The organism is Congregibacter variabilis (genome assembly GCF_045689235.1).
GTDB lineage: Bacteria > Pseudomonadota > Gammaproteobacteria > Pseudomonadales > Halieaceae > Congregibacter > Congregibacter variabilis.
Window position 1 is genome coordinate 2,409,528 of sequence record NZ_CP136864.1, and the last position, 16,708, is coordinate 2,426,235.

At 56.8% G+C, this 16,708-nt stretch carries 14 protein-coding genes; 1 reads left to right on the forward strand and 13 read right to left on the reverse strand.

Translation table 11 applies throughout. The features are described from left to right. Nucleotides 1-33: 33 nt before the first annotated feature. Both R0135_RS10600 and R0135_RS10605 read right to left on the reverse strand, forming a co-directional pair. Complete coding sequence (locus R0135_RS10600) at nucleotides 34-2,229, reverse strand: adenylyl cyclase (protein ID WP_407346810.1); 2,196 nt, start codon at nucleotides 2,227-2,229, stop codon at nucleotides 34-36. A gap of 75 nt (nucleotides 2,230-2,304) precedes the next feature. Beyond that, nucleotides 2,305-2,460, reverse strand: a complete 156-nt coding sequence (locus tag R0135_RS10605) for a hypothetical protein (protein WP_407346811.1) — start codon at nucleotides 2,458-2,460, stop codon at nucleotides 2,305-2,307. A gap of 77 nt (nucleotides 2,461-2,537) precedes the next feature. On the opposite strand from R0135_RS10605, the gene R0135_RS10610 reads away from it, so the two are divergent. Then, on the forward strand, nucleotides 2,538-3,176 hold the full coding sequence (locus tag R0135_RS10610) for a hypothetical protein (RefSeq protein ID WP_407346812.1): 639 nt from the start codon (nucleotides 2,538-2,540) through the stop codon (nucleotides 3,174-3,176). Nucleotides 3,177-3,279: 103 nt separating this feature from the next. Here R0135_RS10610 and R0135_RS10615 read toward each other — a convergent pair whose 3' ends face one another. From R0135_RS10615 to R0135_RS10665, 11 genes are all read right to left on the reverse strand, one after another. Beyond that, a complete protein-coding gene (locus tag R0135_RS10615; protein WP_407346813.1) occupies nucleotides 3,280-5,526 on the reverse strand; it encodes an alginate lyase family protein in 2,247 nt (748 codons plus the stop codon). A gap of 61 nt (nucleotides 5,527-5,587) precedes the next feature. Further along, on the reverse strand, nucleotides 5,588-6,340 hold the full coding sequence (locus tag R0135_RS10620; RefSeq protein ID WP_407346814.1) for an SDR family NAD(P)-dependent oxidoreductase: 753 nt from the start codon (nucleotides 6,338-6,340) through the stop codon (nucleotides 5,588-5,590). Between the two features lie 70 nt (nucleotides 6,341-6,410). Beyond that, nucleotides 6,411-7,718, reverse strand: coding sequence for an MFS transporter (locus tag R0135_RS10625; RefSeq protein WP_407346815.1), 1,308 nt, complete (start codon nucleotides 7,716-7,718; stop codon nucleotides 6,411-6,413). Between the two features lie 24 nt (nucleotides 7,719-7,742). Continuing rightward, nucleotides 7,743-9,917: a chondroitinase-B domain-containing protein gene (locus R0135_RS10630; protein WP_407346816.1), complete on the reverse strand. Its 2,175-nt coding sequence runs from the start codon at nucleotides 9,915-9,917 to the stop codon at nucleotides 7,743-7,745. A 193-nt stretch (nucleotides 9,918-10,110) separates the two neighbouring features. Further along, a complete protein-coding gene (locus R0135_RS10635) occupies nucleotides 10,111-11,022 on the reverse strand; it encodes a sugar kinase (protein WP_407346817.1) in 912 nt (303 codons plus the stop codon). Between the two features lie 96 nt (nucleotides 11,023-11,118). Next, nucleotides 11,119-12,399 carry a TRAP transporter large permease gene (locus tag R0135_RS10640; protein ID WP_407346818.1) on the reverse strand — a complete coding sequence of 427 codons (1,281 nt, stop codon included), beginning with the start codon at nucleotides 12,397-12,399 and terminating at the stop codon, nucleotides 11,119-11,121. Next, the gene (locus tag R0135_RS10645; protein ID WP_407346819.1) at nucleotides 12,390-12,887 is read right to left on the reverse strand and encodes a TRAP transporter small permease; all 498 of its coding nucleotides are present in this window, start codon (nucleotides 12,885-12,887) and stop codon (nucleotides 12,390-12,392) included. The genes R0135_RS10640 and R0135_RS10645 overlap by 10 nt, the downstream gene beginning before the upstream one ends. Beyond that, entirely contained in the window at nucleotides 12,880-13,878 is a 999-nt protein-coding gene (locus R0135_RS10650; RefSeq protein WP_407346820.1) for a TRAP transporter substrate-binding protein, read from the reverse strand. The genes R0135_RS10645 and R0135_RS10650 overlap by 8 nt, the downstream gene beginning before the upstream one ends. Further along, nucleotides 13,875-14,633, reverse strand: coding sequence for a 2-dehydro-3-deoxy-D-gluconate 5-dehydrogenase KduD (kduD, locus tag R0135_RS10655; protein WP_407346821.1), 759 nt, complete (start codon nucleotides 14,631-14,633; stop codon nucleotides 13,875-13,877). The genes R0135_RS10650 and kduD overlap by 4 nt, the downstream gene beginning before the upstream one ends. Nucleotides 14,634-14,726: 93 nt before the next feature. Next, nucleotides 14,727-15,818 (reverse strand): LacI family DNA-binding transcriptional regulator, encoded by a 1,092-nt coding sequence (locus R0135_RS10660; protein ID WP_407346822.1) that lies wholly within the window; start codon nucleotides 15,816-15,818, stop codon nucleotides 14,727-14,729. 35 nt (nucleotides 15,819-15,853) lie between these two features. Continuing rightward, nucleotides 15,854-16,693 (reverse strand): 2-keto-4-pentenoate hydratase, encoded by an 840-nt coding sequence (locus tag R0135_RS10665; protein ID WP_407346823.1) that lies wholly within the window; start codon nucleotides 16,691-16,693, stop codon nucleotides 15,854-15,856. Nucleotides 16,694-16,708 lie beyond the last annotated feature (15 nt).

The window sequence follows — 16,708 nt, forward strand, 5'->3', positions numbered from 1 at the left end:
CTCTGGTTCGCGGGTAGCTCATTGCTAGACCGGCTATGCTGCGGGAGGTAAAACCTTAAGCGTTAAGTCAAAACCGCTGTAAAAGGCCAAGGTCAGCGGTGCGTATCCCAGAATTTCACGCTCTTCATTAACGCGCTTGAGATTTGCCTCCCGTAACTGCCAAAAGCGTGCCTCATCGCGAAGTGACTCATAGGCGCGAGAGGTAAACTCAAAGACATCAAGTATCGTCCTTTTGTTAAAAGCCTGCTCCAATAGCTGCAGGGCTTTTTCGCGATCACCCCAGATAGCCCAATAGCGCGCTTCGCTGAGATCCCGAGCCGACGAGACATCGCCCCCGGCCCTGAAAATATCGATAGCAAAGCGCATGCGCCGCATGGCCTCTTCGTGCATTGCCTGGTTGCCTGTGTTGCGCAGGGCAACGGCCAACTCGAGGTAGGGTGGGGGATCGGCGTTGACGCCGGGACGGAGCCGGGTGGCATATTCCTCCAGGCTGCCTCGGTACTCGGCCTCAAAGTAATCGACCAGACGTTGGTCTTCAGCGGTCTCAAAGAGTACGCCGATGTACACCGAGTGACCGACCATGAAATCCGGCGCCTTCTCGATGGCGGCCTCAGCAAGGTCGATGGCACCCTGCACATCTCTGCGTTGCAGGCGCATCCAGGGTTCAAATACCGGTAGGGTCTTGGCGCTTCCCTTGTACTCGTCGAGAATGCCAAGGTCTCCATAAGAGCCGCGGAGGTTTGCGTTGTCGAGGCTGTTAATAGAGAGCTCCGGGACCGTCTCCCGCAGCGCGATGGACTCACCGATTTTTCCGTCAAGCCGTGCCAATAGCTCAGCCTCAGTAAGGGTTTTTTCTGTGACATCTTGGGTGTTCGCAATATAGCGTTCACCGATACTGCGTGCGGTGTCGCGATCGCCGATATCCAAACTGTAAAGAATCGCATTGTTGACGCCGGGTCGATACAGGGGGTCGATATCTGTCAATGCTTTGAGCTGCGCAGCTACGTCCCGCAAACGACCATCGTTGGCCAGGGCCAGGGCCAGCCAATTGCGGGCATCCAGGGAGTTGGGGTTCAACTCGATAGCGCGACGGAGGCTGGTAATCGCAAAATCGCTACGACCGGTGTCTGAGTTAATCAGTCCCTGTACGGCGTAGGCGTCCGAAAGCTCTGCATCGAGCTCCAGCGCCTTTTCGACATCGCTTCGCGCCCGCAGGAGCGTCTCACCACTAGGAAGGGTTCCATAGGAGCCAGGCCTGTCGGACAGCAGCGTGAGTACTTTGGCGCGCGACGCATAGGCCGGCGCGTAGGCGGGATCAATCTCAATGGCCTTATTAAGTAGCTCAAGTGCTCTTTCCATATTCTTGGGATCGCGGGTAAAAATCAGGTCTCGCGCTTCCAGGAACAAGCCGTAGGCGGTTACGTCCGTGCGCTGCACCGGAGCTAGCTGCTGCGCCTCCTCGACATTGAGCTGGGCCTTCATGGCGATCAGAATCTCTGCCGCAATATCATCCTGGACGGCAAAAATATCGTTGAGGTCGCCATCGTAGGTTTCGGACCAAAGGTGAAAGCCATCGCTGACCTGGATCAGCTGCGCGGTTACCCGGACCTTGTCACCCTGAGAGCGCACGGAGCCTTCAAGAATGTGTGCGACATCCAACACACGGCCGATTTCCCGTAGGTCCTCATTGCGGCCTTTAAATGCAAAGGAAGAAGTTCGTCCCGCGACCTTCATGCCGCTGACCTTGGCCAGCACGTTTAGAAGCTCTTCCGAGATGCCATCGGCGAAGTATTCCTGGTCACCGGCGGGAGACAGGTCCGCAAAAGGCAACACCGCGATGGACGCTTCGGCGACCGCGTCGCTGGCAAGCCCTGGCAGACGATCTGGGTTTAGCAGCCCCGGGGCCAGCATGGCGCCTGCGAACAGAATTAGCGCAAGCACCAACACAATATCCAGCTTGCTGCCGGTCTTTGTAGTAATACTGTCGTCGGCATCTACGGTGGAGGTGCGTTTGATGCCATCGCTCGTGAGCTCAAAGGCCCAGGCAAAGATCAAAGCGATGGGAAATCCTATCGCCAGAAGAGAGACCACTAAACCGTCAAACCATTCGGGCAGGCCGACGGCTTCTTCCAGCGAGGCGCTGACTTGTACTAGCAGCCAGCCGACTACGGCGTATACGCCGGCTACGCGGAATACATTTCGCCTTTTTAACTCGCCCAGCAGACTCACGATACTTGCCCAAGAACTATCTAGACATCGAAGATAGCGCAAGCGGAGACTGGGTACTACTATCGTCGGCCAATATCAGGCAGCGATGATGTTCTTAGTACCAACGACGTGAATATCGTTTGCAATGAGCATGCGTCGATAATCGTCGATAATCGGGTCGTCAAAATCTTGGGTAATTTCGAACTTGGCCCCAGAGGTCGCGGATTTAAAGCAAATTCGGTGACTAAACATTTATCAACGCCCGCGAGAGCTGCTTGATATCATCAGCGATAACGTTTGAGTTCCACGCTTATTTGAGGAATACGAAGATGCTCAAGAAAAACACAGTCCTCGCGACAGGTCTGGCGCTTTACAGCTTACTCATCACGAACGCTGCCCTGGCCCAAGCGCCAGTCCAGCCGATGTCCTTTTTCCTCACAAGCGCGGGCTCCGGGGGCGGCGGCAACTTAGGGGGACTCAAAGGCGCCGATGCCATTTGTCAGAAGTTGGCCGAATCCGTCGGCGCGGGCAACCACACCTGGCACGCGTATCTCAGTACTCAGGGTGAAAATGCCGTCAACGCTCGTGACCGAGTCGGATCGGGCCCCTGGTACAACGCCAGAGGCAATCGCATCGCGACTGACATAGAGCAGCTGCATAGCGTGCTTAACCGGATCAGTGCTTACACAGCAATCGACGAACGTGGTCGGAGTATTCCCGGCAGTGGCAATGCCCCCAACCGCCATGACATCCTCACGGGCTCCCAAACTGATGGGACCGCCTATCCCGACGACAACGATATGAGCTGCAAGAATTGGACTAGCAATTCCGACAGTGACAAAGCCCGCGTCGGCCATCATGACTACGCAGCATGGAACTCCGCTCATGATTCCAGGGGTTGCAGTCAGGCTGCGCTGATCAGCTCCGGCGGGGATGGTTTGTTTTACTGCTTCGCAGTGCAGGAGTAAGCCCTTGGAGGGTTCTCCTAGGGGCCGCATTGCGTTGATCCCAGTCTGCACCAAGCCTGGGCAGCGGTCCTGGGCAAATTCAGAGGTCAGCTCTAAACGATAACTACAGAACGGGAACCCAGTGAAAAGGACCCCTCCACTTATACTCACGCCCAGCAATTTCAAGCTTGTGGTTCCGGCCGGCCGACACATCGCGGTGGGCAACGATGAGCAAAGACCTCTCTCCACCATGCCAGTGGATGCCCACAGCGTCGTAGGCTTGCGTTCTGAGAAGAACCTCAACGCGATCCACATCGCCGGGAACGTCCACGGCTGACTCGGATACGGGGTCGTAGCCCCCATGAGACTGAATAGTTGAGGCAAAAACAGTTGCACCACCCGACTCTCTGCGAATAATCAGAGTGGGATCGCGCCGCAAGTTAAAATCAGGGTCGTTCGCACCCAATCGTGCCAGAAACAGTTCGTCATCTTTCTCGATCGCGGTTGTAATGGTGTTGAAGCGCCCCCCATCAAGCCAGGTAAATGTAGCAGAGGTTCCAATGCCCTCACCCACGGCTTCCCGCCATAGGTGCTCATAACCGTGACCATCGCCCAGGACGCGGAGTTCTTTATCCTGGGTCAAGCTAAAGTTGCTGTGAATAACTTGCCCGAGGTAGTGAAACGGTAGGTCGTAAGTGCGATGGCTATCACTGATCACGCGAAGGACATCGATGACAACAGGGTTGTTTTTGGGGGAGCGAAGCATGGCCACCGTTCGCTGGATGACACTGCCTGCATAAGCATTCTCTTCGCCTGCGCTGACAATCTGAAAGCCGTCGTCTCTAATATCGCTGAACAGCAGGTCCGAATGATTACGACTCGACGCGTCGTACTCACCATCAAACTGAGTCTGACGATCAACAACCAGCGTGTTAGCGGCCACCGTTTGCTTTGCCCAGGATCTGTTTTCGGGCAGGTAGTTGCCCCCACCCTTTTGTTCAATATTGACGAACCGGACTAGACCGTAGTCCTGCAGTACTTCGCGACCGTCGTCGTGAACCGCGATGGCCAGCTTATCAAAATGCCCGTGACTCAAACCGTGAGCACTAAACTTGAACACGGTCTCCAACCCGGCGTCGGGATCGCGAAGCACAGCAATTCCACCGCGCTCCCCGCGAGGGCCATCGCGCAAAATCACGGATCGCTTCAAGAACGGTTGCGCACGCCCCTCCTCAACAGCCAACGCCACGGCCATGCCGCTTTGGTCGAGGGCAACTTGCCCTTGCTCCCTCGCCACCGAAAGAAGGGCAGGATCCTGATCGCCATAGAGGTAGGCTGCGTCTACAGCGGTAACGAGACTGCTATTGCTTGTAGACATTCCCTTTTGGGCATCATTGATGGGGAAGAATTCACCCTGGGAATCTGCGAGATTCAGCAGCGCGTAGGTGGCCTTCACCAGCACGGTATCTTTTTGCTGCAGCACCAGTTTGTCCGGATAGGCGTTCTCCATGGCGATTGAGAACGCAAGGAACGGATACATGGCGTAACGCTGATAGTACGGACCTTCCGTGTAATAACCGTCCGGCGAAAACGGCGCATCCAGATTGGCCAGAAACCCACGGCCCTGCCCATCCGAGCTAATGAGCCCACCATCGTTGTCACGCGCGTCACTGTCGACGCTGGCCTCAAAGCCAAAAAGTGCACGATCAATCAGCACTTCATCGCCCATGGCGACACCAATCATGCCAACCGCTGCACTACCCCATGCGCTATGGTTGTGGACTCGGTTATAGAACTGCGGGTTTTCGAGAGAGATGAAGTCCGCGAAGGGCCGAAAAAGATCCCGCTCCAACAGCTCACGATCCTCGACACTCAGGAATTCGTAGACAGCGTCATACGCCTGAGCCATGTAAAGCAGCCAGTTAGCATCATTCAGGCACTGCCAGAATAAGCGACCTCGCGCGTAGGAGCGTTCCTTCGGATGGAGCGGCAGCGTTGGATACAGCGCGGCGTACTCCAGGAGCATGTCCCGCACGTACTTGCCATAGCGAGGCTCATCAAGAATCTGGTAGAGAAGCCCCGCCTTCTGGGCGACAAAGAAATTACGCTTGTGCCGCTCATGGGTGTAACCGCCGGAGAAATCCCGCGGGATGGGTACGTCAATGCCCAGCGCGATCTCCCGATCCACATCCTCCCTTGCACTACGAAGGCTGTGGTCGAAGAGCGGCGCCTTACCGAGGTTGGCCCGGATCGATTCGACCCCGTCACGCGTGAGCAGAAGACCCGGGTGCTCGATGGCAAATCCCGAGAGAGGGCTTAACGAGGCAGCCACAAAAAGCCAGGAAGCAAAACGTTTGAAGAAAACTCTCAAATCAATACTCCTGGCAAGTGAATGCTCGTATCACCCGTTGACCCTCTCGATGATTCAATACTCAGGAGAACAGTAGCCCACCGTTGGTATCGAGGTTAACGCCCGTCAGGAACGAGGATTCCGCAGACAGCAGGTACGCTGTGATGTCGGCGATCTCTGAAGGATGACCCTCACGACGCAGCGGCGTAGAGGCTGCGATGTTTTTCCGAACCTCATCTTTGCTGAAGGTGTCGTGGAACGTGGTGCTGATCACTCCGGGACAAAGCGCATTAACGCGAATGTTCTGGGGGCCGAGCTCCTTCGCCATAGATCGGGTAAATGTCATGATCGCGCCCTTCGATGCCGCATAAGCCGAAGCACCAGGACCTCCACCATCTCTGCCCGCCTGCGACGCCAGATTGACGATCGCCGAACCATCACCCATGTGCGGTACGCAAGCCTTGGTTAGCATGAACGTTGAATTCACGTTGAGCCGCAGTACCTGGGAGAAGAAATCATCGTCCATCTCCGACAAGGTTTTGCGCGCAACAAGTCCGCCGGTCACGTTAACCAGACCATCGATGCGATCGCCGAAGGCATCTACGCCCGCGGCAACGAGGCTGGCGACGTCTCCGGCGCTTGTCATATCACCCTGAAGAAAAACACATTCACCGCCCGCGGCCCGAACATCTCCCTCTGTCTTTTTCGCCTGCTCAGTGGAGCCGTAGTAGTTAACCACCACTTTTGCACCCTCACGCGATAACTTGAGCACGACCTCGCGGCCGATATCCCGTGCCCCACCAGAGACCACAATCACTTTGTTTTCTAACTTCATCTGTACTTCCTCATTGGTATGCGAGGGATGCGACACCAGTGCCAGGCATCCCGTCGGTTATGGATTCAATTTAGTGCGCCGGGCCGTTTACTGGCTCAAGAAGCTCAATCTTCGGACAAAGCACCCACACGCTGGCCATAGCGACTACCGCCAGGACCGCGCCGATAACGAAGGCAGGCGTGTAGTTGCCGCCGGCAGTGAGCCAGGGCACCAGGGCAGTGAGCCCCGCGGCGGCGAGCTTGGCGGCCATGCCGGCCAGTCCCGCGAGGGATCCCACGGAGCCTTTCCCGAGCAGATCGCTCGGCAGCGTCTGCACGTTGCCAATCGCCGTCTGGAAACCGAAGAGGATCACCGCCATGAGCAACACCGCGCCCACAGGACTACCAGGATTCGCCATAGCAAGCAGCGACGGCAGCATGATCAGACAGCCCAGGGAAATCGTAAGTTTGCGAGAGCGATCGACGCTCCATCCGCTGCTGATTCGATTCCGCGCCAGTAGACCACCGAACCAGGCGCCAAACATGGCTCCCACGTACGGCACCCACCCATAGATCCCGATGGTCTTCACGTCCATTCCATAGACCTCCGCGAGGTAGATGGGGATCCAGAAAACGAAGAGCCACCAGATAGGATCGATCGCCGCTGACGCAATGATCACTCCCCAGCTTTCCTTGCGCTTTAGCAGTTCGACGGTGTTAGGTGTGTAGGCCTCTGCTTCACCCTCGTCGCCCGTCTGGTCCACCTGCCCCTCGAGAATGAATGTTCGCTCCTCCTCAGTGATAAAGGGGTGAGATCCCGGCGGCGCCTTAACAATGAGGAGCCACGGCACCAGCCACAGTAATCCAACAGCACCCACGAGAAGAAAGATCGACTGCCAGCTAAGGTGAATTGAAAGATAGGCAATGAGTGGAATCGAAATAATCCCCCCAATCGCCGCGCCTGAGTTAAAGAGACCCTGCGCTAATGCGCGTTCAACGGATGGGAACCACTCCGCGTTGCCTTTTGCAGCACCGGGCCAGTTACCCGCCTCCGCAACACCCAGTATTGCGCGGAACAGGCTGAAGGTAACCAGGCCTTTCGCGAAGGCATGCATGGCGGTCGCAACGGACCAAATGCCGATGGCGAATACGAATCCCATGCGCGTACCCGCGCGGTCGAACACCCGGCCGAAAATTGCCTGACCGAACGCGTAGGCGAACACGAAGATAACCGAGATCAAGGCATAGATCTCCTTGCGTTCGTCTTCGGTCTTGTCCGGATAAAGCTCAGCGGAGATCTGCGGCCAGAGAACATTCAATGACTGCCGGTCGATATAGTTGATGACCGTGGCGAGTGCGATCAAGCCGACAACCCACCAGCGCAAGTTCCTTATTTTCATTCTTCTAGCTCCTGCTTCGATCGCTCATTGTTCGCCGGCAACATAGCTGTTGCCCCGCAGCGAAACCGTTGGGGGACCTCCGGTCACGAGCTCGACCGCTGTCGGTTCGGGGGTGCGCTGGAAAGTGTTGTTCTGAATAAGGGTGACCGGCTCACCCACCGTATGCTCCACGGCAATCGGCGCACTGTCTTCAAAACGGGAGTCAGCAATCGTGCTGACCTGCACCCCGTGGATATAAACCGATGCTTTGACCTCAGAACGCTGACCGGTACCTACTCGACGCAGCTCTGAGCCCGTCAGCGTCAGATGAGGACCAAAGGTACTTTCGTCACGACCATATCTGGCGAGACTGACCAACGGCCCTTGAATATCTTCGAATTTGGAATCCCGGATCGTCACGTATTCAGCACTGTAGATACCCAAACCGTCGTTTTCCCGGTCGAGTTTCAGTACCGATCCGCTGATCGCCTGAAACTCCGAGTCGTTAATCTGTATGTGATCCGCCAGGGAGGACTTGTTTGCATTGAGGAAATGGAACGACCGATTAACATTCAGATCCCGAAACTCTGAACCGTCGACGCGGATTTCATAGTTAGTCAGCAAGCCGTAACGACTCGTCCGGATGACACTATTACCGGCATAGTCAGGAGCACTGCGGCCCGAGACGGTGACGCCGTCGAGCCAAAGAGAGCCGCCGTCCTGAATCTCAAACAAGGTGGGACGCTCGTATTCAATCCATGCGCCCTGGGGAGCACGGATCGTAATCGCCCTGTCCACGGCAAGCACTTTGCTTTCAAAGTACTCACCGGCACTGAGCTCCAATGTATCGCCCTCTGCGGCATGCGCGATGGCGCTCGATAGCGCGTTGTTTCCGGGGCTCACCTTGATGGTTTCACCGGAGCCAAAGCGTTCACCAAACTGGGGCTTGGGATACCAGTCAACACCGGTGGCATCACGGTTCAGAGCTTGCAGCGTTTTGGCGACGCCAACCTCTGCCAGCGTCGGGTCTGTGGCGTAGTACAAACCATTGGCGGCACGGCGCACCTCAAACGCCTCGTTGGCAAAACCGTCTGTCAGCACAGGATCTTCGACCCCGTTGATACGGTTGCCTTCAAAGGTGATTCCCCGAACATCGTCGTACACCGTGAAAGTATCACGGTGGTCGCGGTGGTATATCAGGTTGCGGGTGAAGGTGGTGCGCTGGGGCGTTGCTGAACGCTCCGCATCGCTGCCGGCCGCAAGCTGGATATGGTCGCTGTCGATCAGGGAATTGTGCTCGATGATCGAGTCTTCAACGGGGTCATAGCGATTGATAGGACCGTTGGGGACGCCGTTCATCACCACCAATGCCCCGCCAAAGCGGTAGCCCTTGAGCCCTTCCATGTAATTGTTTCTGACGGTCTGACGGCGGTTAATGACTCGGATACCACCGGTGTGATCAACGCCATTGCCGATAAAGATATTGTCTTCTACCAGATTGTCATTTCCGTGACGCAGCGTCAGCGTGCCCCGGGATTCGTAGAACACGTTTCTTCGAAACACGTTGCCACCCGACTTATTGGAGACAATCTCCACTTCACCATCGCAGCGCTCAAAGTAGTTATCTTCGACAATGGTCTGAGACATTTCTCGGGAATAGTGGCTCGTTCCTATACGAAGCGTCTCTCCACCGTTGGAACCAAATACTGGGCGAGGCCCAAAGTAGTTATGGTCTATTCGGTGCTGGTTTTGCAGGCTCTTGGCAGAATCCAGCCGGACCGCCATGGTGACGCCCTTGTTGGTCTTTCCTTGCAAGTGGTTGTGATCAAAGCGGTTGTGGCGGCCGTACATAGCGACCCAATAGTCGGGATCCTGACGATCCCGCTTATTGAACCGATCAATGACGACTTCGGACACGCGACTGTGATTGGCGAGGTTCTCCTTGCCAATCCTGAACGATATAACCGATCCCGACGGCGAGTATCCATCGCGGAAAACCAGACCCGTGACGAGAAGATGCTGTCCTGCGAGCTGCAGATTGGATTCGCCGCTAAGAACCACTTCCCCAGGCGTTTCTGCCCGGAGGGTGATGGGGCTCTGGGGCTCACCATTTCCTGAGAAGACTATTTCGAAATCGTGCCACACGCCGCTTGCGAGGATGATGACGTCACCCGGCTGTGCACCAGACACCGCGCTGTGGTACTCACTCTGCGTACGCACAAGGGTTTCGCCGGCGGATGCACTCACTGTGCACAAGAGCAGACAGAGCCCGCAGAGTACCGAACGAAGCCCAACCAGTGCGGCAGCTTGGCGATAAGGCAGCCCTGTCCCCGATACGCCGACGAGCTGACTTTTGGGGAACCGATGGTTTTTAAAATAATTCAAAACAATGCCATTTATTTTCATGGGAGTATCAGGGCATGCTCGCAAGAGGTATCAAAGCCCCTCTTTCCTGAATGACGCGAGCGGCCAAACGGTTTCCCGCGCGAGCGGCATCGGCCAGAGACTCGCCATGCAGGTGCGCGGCGAGAAAAGCCGCATTGAAACTGTCGCCCGCTCCTGTGGTGTCGAGGGGCTGAATGACTTCGTCTACCTGCGCGTGAGTCACCTCATCCGTCCCATCGATGAGCCAGGCGCCGTCAGGTCCGTTCTTGACAACAACAGTATCGACACCATAGGAACGCCAGCGCTTGCCGTGATCCAGCGGCTCAGCGCCTCCAAATAGCGCATCATCATCTTCACTAGTGGGCATAACGATCGATGCGACCTCCCCCACCTGCTCCAGATAGCGACGCGCCTCATCGATAGAACTCCACCCATAAGGACGGTAATTACCATCGAACGCCACAGCGCCCTGGCAGCGACGAGCGACACCTAACAGGCGGTCGCGATCAGCCCCGGACAAAATGGCCATGGAAATGCCGGAGAAGTAAAAGAGGTCTGACGATACGGCGGACTCGATAAGCGCGTCGGCATCATCGAGATCGAAGAATGCACGCGCCGCGGAAGTATCGCGCCAGTAGACGAAGTACCGTTCACCGGATTCATCAGTCCGAATGGCATAAAGCCCCGGTATTCGCGAGGGGTGACGCCCTACACACGCCACGGAGATGCCTTCGTCCGTGAGTCGACCGAGCAGCGCGTCCGAGTAAGCATCTGTGCCAAGGGCGGTGATAAAACTCACGTCATGACCGAGACGAGAGAGGTAAACCGCGGTATTGAGCGTGTCTCCCGCAACCCCGAGCACCGACGGCCCGAGGACCTGTCCTGCCGTTTGGGAGGCGATCTCCAAAAGCGGCTCGCCGAACACACTGACCCTAGCCACGGTTAACTCTCCTTGCGAATACAGCGCGCGAGGTAATGCCAGACTGGAGAGGTTTCGAGTTCTGTCGGATCACGCACAACGACTGATTGAAGTTGCTCAATTGAGTAGCCCCGGAAGCCAAAGGGAAAGACCCGGTATGTAGATCACCGCGATTAGCGCAAACAACAACGCGCCGTAAAAAGGCCAGATGGTCTTTACCGTTTGTTCAATAGGAATCTTCCCGATCGCGCAGCCCACAAACAGCACCGCTCCAACGGGCGGAGTCACCAGACCAATACCGAGATTAAGCAGCAGCATGGTCCCGAAATGTACCGGATCCATACCCAGATCGGTCGCCATGGGCAAAAAGATGGGCGTCGTAATGATGATCAGGGGCGCCATATCCATGAAGGTCCCAAGAAGCAGCAACACCAGATTAATTAGCAGCAAGAGCAGCAACGGATCTTCCGTAATGCCACGTAGGAGATCAGCCAGCTGCGCAGGCGCCTGCAGGAGTGCAAGCAGCCAGCCAAAAGCGCCGGCGGCGCCGATAATGATCATCACCATCGCTGTGGTGCGCACGGACGCGGTCGTCGCTGCGAAAAATCGCTCCCAGGTGAGAGAGCGGTATACGAACAGCGCGACAACGATGGTATACACCACCGCGATCCCCGCGGACTCTGTGGGCGTGAACACGCCTGACAAAACACCAACGACAACGATGCCAGCGGAGAGCAATCCCGGGATAGCGCCAGCAAAGGAAATGGCAAAGGCCCGCCAGCCGGGGAACTCGCCTTTTGGATAATTTCTTTTGCGTGCCACCAGATAGGCCGAAAACATCAGGAGCAGGCCTGTAAGCACACCGGGCACAATTCCCGCGAGGAACAGATCGGCCAAGGAGATACTCACGCCCGCTGCGGCGGCGTAAATGATCATGTTGTGGGAAGGTGGAATAAGCAGCCCCGTCACCGCCGAGGTCGCAGAAACATTCACCACGTAGTCCGGGTCATAGCCCTTGTCACGCATCATCGGGCCCAGCGTTGAGCCGATGGCAGACACACTGGCAATGGCGGATCCCGACACCGCACCAAACATCATGGAAGCACCGACACCCACCTGGCCTAATCCACCGCGGCGCTGCCCAAGGGCCGCATCGGCAACGCGAATCAAGCGCTCCGCAATTCCCGCTCGGTGCATTAGATCGCCTGCAAAGACAAAGAACGGAATCGCCATGAGCGCAAAGATATTCATGCTTGCGGCCATACGCTGAAATGCAACGATCAAGGGAATATCGAGAACATAGAACGTCAGGAGAGAAGCGATCCCCAACGCGAACGCCACTGGCAACCCCATGACCAGAAGCAGCAGCAGAACTCCAATGAGTAACGCTAGTTCCATAGAGGTACCACTTCTTTTGAGCGCAGGTCGGCGAACAACTGCTCCGCCGAAAACCCGACGATGAGGACGCCTGAAATAGAGATGGGCACGTAAGCCAGTCCCCGGGACAGACCCAGCGTCGGAATGACGTGCTCCCACGTCGCCGCCGCCAGTTGAGCACCAAACACTGCCATGGCAATCCCAAACAGAAGAACGAGTAAATGAGTCAGCAAGCGCACCCATCGCCGTGGCCCCTCTGGCAGGGACTCAGCTATAACCGCGATTCGGATGTGGAAGCCCTCTCTAACCCCAGCTGCAGCCGCAATAAACACGTACCAGATCATCAAGAGCAGTGCCGCCTGCTCAGCCCACACCGGGCTGTCATTGAGGACGTACCGGGAAAACACCTGAACCACGATAACTGCCGTCATCAGAAGAAGACCGATACTAGCCACCCACTTGGAGAGCAGACTTATCTTCCCGCTGAATTCTTCCACCGCGTTAGTCACTCGCACCTCCAAACGCTGCTCGCGTCGACGAAACATCGTTAACGATCGCCCGCATCTCTGGCGTGGTCACGAAGCGATCCCAGACCGGAGACATGCGCTCGGCGAACGCCGCTTGATCTACGTTCTCTACAACACTTACGCCATGATCGAGAACACGCTGCCGGGATTTCGCCACTCGTGCATCCCACAGCTCCCGCATAATGGGCACTGACTCGGTAGCCGCTGCCTGCAGGTAGCCCTGCTCTTCTGCGGTCATCTTGTCCCAGCTGCGACGTGATGCCACAAGCACTTCGGGCGCCATTACGTGACGTGTCAGACTGTAGTGACCGGCCGCCTCAAAGTGACGGGTACCTTCATAGGAGGGGTAGTTGTTCTCAGCCCCATCGACCACGCCCTGAATGAGTGCCTGGTAAACCTCACCGAAGGGAATGGGTGTGGGATTCGCACCCAGGGCTTCGACCATCGCCACATAGATATCCGAGTTGGTCACGCGAATCTTCATCCCGGCCATGTCGTCGGGAGAACGAATCTGGCGCTGGGTGTTGTAGAAGGATCTGGCCCCCGAGTCGTAGAAGCACATACCCCTGAGGCCATACGGCATCATGGCATCGAGAATGCGTCGCCCCGTCTGACCATCGAAGGTCGCCCGCGCGTGTTCAATGGATGCAAAAAGGAACGGTAGAGCGAGCACCGAGGTGACCGGCACCACCGATGTCAGCGGCCCGAGATTGACCCGCGTCAGATCGAGACCGCCGAAGACGGCGATTTCGAGTGTGTCTTTCTCAGCGCCCAACTGGCCACCGGGATACACGCGCACGCGCATCTCACCATTAGTGCGCTCATTGAGCAGGCGATCAATGGCAAACAGCCCCTGCGTCGTCGGGTAGTTCTCGGGCTGCGAATCCGCCGCAAATAGCGGCCGCGCTCCCTTGCGCTCGGCACATGCCGAGAGCAAAAGCGGCGCCAGCAGCAGACTCCGTCGGCGGATCATCGCCCCATCCATCCCCCGTCAACGGGGATCAGAGTGCCGTGCACATAATCCGAAGCGCGCGAGGCAAGGAAAACCGCCGCCCCACCCAGATCCTCAGGATCTCCCCAACGGCCCGCAGGAATTCGCTCCAGAATCTGGCGATTACGTTGCTCATCAGCCCGAAGAGCCGCCGTGTTATTGGTGGCGAAGTAACCTGGCACGATGGCGTTCACATTTATGCCCATGGACGCCCACTCGTTAGCAAGCAATCGAGTCAGACCCGCCAACCCACTTTTGCTCGCCGTGTACGACGCGACGCGAATACCGCCCTGCAGTGACAGCAAAGACGCGATGTTGATGATTTTTCCGGAACGCTTGCCCGCAGTCATTGATCGGGCCGCAGCCTGCGCCAGAAAGAACGGTACCTTGAGATTGGTGCCCATCACGTCATCCCAGTCGGATTCCGAGAACTCGAGGGCATCTTCACGCCGGATTATCCCTGCATTGTTTACCAGGATGTCGACGGGGCCCAGTGCCGACTCCGACTTTGCAATGACCTCCGAGGCCACTTCGCTGCGGCTTAGGTCGGCCATGACAACAGCCGTCTCGCCACCTAAGTGTTCGATCTTGGCGACCGTTTCGTCAGGCGCCGAACGCCCTACCAGTGCGATACGTGCTCCGGCCTTTGCTAACGCGATCGCAATCGCCTGGCCCAACCCCGTATTGGCACCAGTTACAACAGCGGTTTTACCGCTCAGATCAAACGGCTGATCCATCAATCCACTCCTGGGTTTCGTCTCGCGAAAACATGCTCCGCGAACAACTCGCTATTTCAGGCCCAGACTGATCCCGCTCCACAACAGTGGAATTCAGTGACTGGGGCGTCGCGTCGAATCTCGCTCGACTAGTTCTGGCATTGTTTCGTTTTCAGCGACGGTCTCCCGATCGCCGTCATAAAACTCAAAGAGCCGCTCTGCGGCGAGCCGACCAATCTTTCGTGCCGGTGTTCTGGCGGTAGTCAGCCTCGGCCACACTCGGGTCGCCGTCTCGAAGTCATCAAAGCCAACCACAGACAGTGATTCTGGCGGCGTATGCCCGGCCACATGTAGCGCCTGCAGAATGCCTGCCGCCATTTCATCGTTTGCCGCAAAAACCGCCGTGGGCGGTGGGTCCAGGTCGAGCAGGTCCGCACCCAAGGCAAGCCCGGATTCGAAGGTGTAATCACCACCGAGCATGTACATGGGAGGCACGCTCAAACCGTACTCGGCCAGCCCCTCTTCGAAACCGGCAATACGTTCCGTGGAAGATCGGAAGCTTCGTCGACCGGTCACGCAGGCAATGCGGGTATGGCCCAGCTTGGCAAGGTGCCGAGCAGCATCCTTACCGCCTTCACGGTCGTTAGTGACGATCATCCGGCTTTCCATATCCAGCGCGATAGATGCAATGCGAATGTAAGCGCAACCTAGCCCCCTCAATACTTCAGCCAGCCGCTCGTCTTCCGATACCGACGGCGTCAAGATCACGCCGTAGAGCTTCTGTACCTCAATGAATCGCTTGGCATCTTCCAAAAACGAATCACTCTTGCGGTCACAGGGATGAACCACCAACTCGTAACCTGTCTGGCGCAAAACATCGAGGATCCCGTGCTGGATATTCACCACGTACTGAGGTGTCGGGTTATCCGTTATCAGGCCCACCAGAAACGACCGATTTGAGGCAAGCCCCCTCGCCTGCGGATCTGGGCGATAGCCAACCTCCCGAATAAGCTCCTGAATCCCTCTGCGCGTGACTTCGTTGACCGACGGCGAATTATTGATGATCCGCGAGATGGTCTTCTTGGAGACGCCTGCAAGATCAGCAACGTCCTGCATCGTAGGTTTGCGTCCACTAGAGTTACTCTCGGCCCATCGCTTTGCCGCCGCGGCATAATCCACTTCCGGCTTTTTATTGCTGCGTCCCACACTGTTCTCCGCATAGTCAAATAACAGAGCGCAGCCTACACTGCCGGCCGTCTTTCTGTGAATTGAACTCCGAAGGTCCCAAGCCCATCGAAATGCACCTGCGCTAGAGCGCCGACTTCCACATCATGGATACCGCTCAATGCCCCGCAAGAAACCATTGTGCCCGCGGGGATATGGATGCCTCGCCCCGCGCATAATTCGATGAGGAAGCTGACCGCCGCAAATACGCCTTCTTTCATCGCCGCGACTGTGGTGCCCACCCGCTCTCCATCAACGGTAACAGCAATGGTGATTTGCTCTGCCAGCCGATTTCGCCAGTCCTCGACCTTGGGCCCGATCACGAGTCCCGCGTTATTTCCAAAGTCAGAAATGATCGCTACGGGGCCCAGACGATTGATATCCGCCATGGGACTACTCGCGGTCTCGGCTCCGATGTAGACCGTAGACAGAAGATCGGTGATATCGATTTCTGACTGATCAATCTCACCAGGTCCAATCGACACTGCAAACTCGGCAATGAACTCAGCCTCAATAGCTGCAAAGCCACCGCGAAAGACGGACATGGAAACTGTCCCTCCTTCTCCCACCGAATGTGTCGCCTCCCTGAAGATGGGACCGGACAAACGCTCAGCGCCGAACTTGGCTTGAAAGGCCTCCGGCACGCCGCCAACTTTCCAGCCACTAATCTCATCTGGCCATACACTGATGGACAGAGATTGAATGCTGTAGGCAGATTCCAGATTCTCCGGCAGATCCCCTGGATAGCCCGTGAGAGGCCGAGCATTCAGACGTGCACTGACCAAACGCTCGGAAATCGCGTTCAACGTCGTGGCCTCTTCATTGGCATCAACAAAGACGCCTTCATTACACAACATAAGCTGCTGACCCTC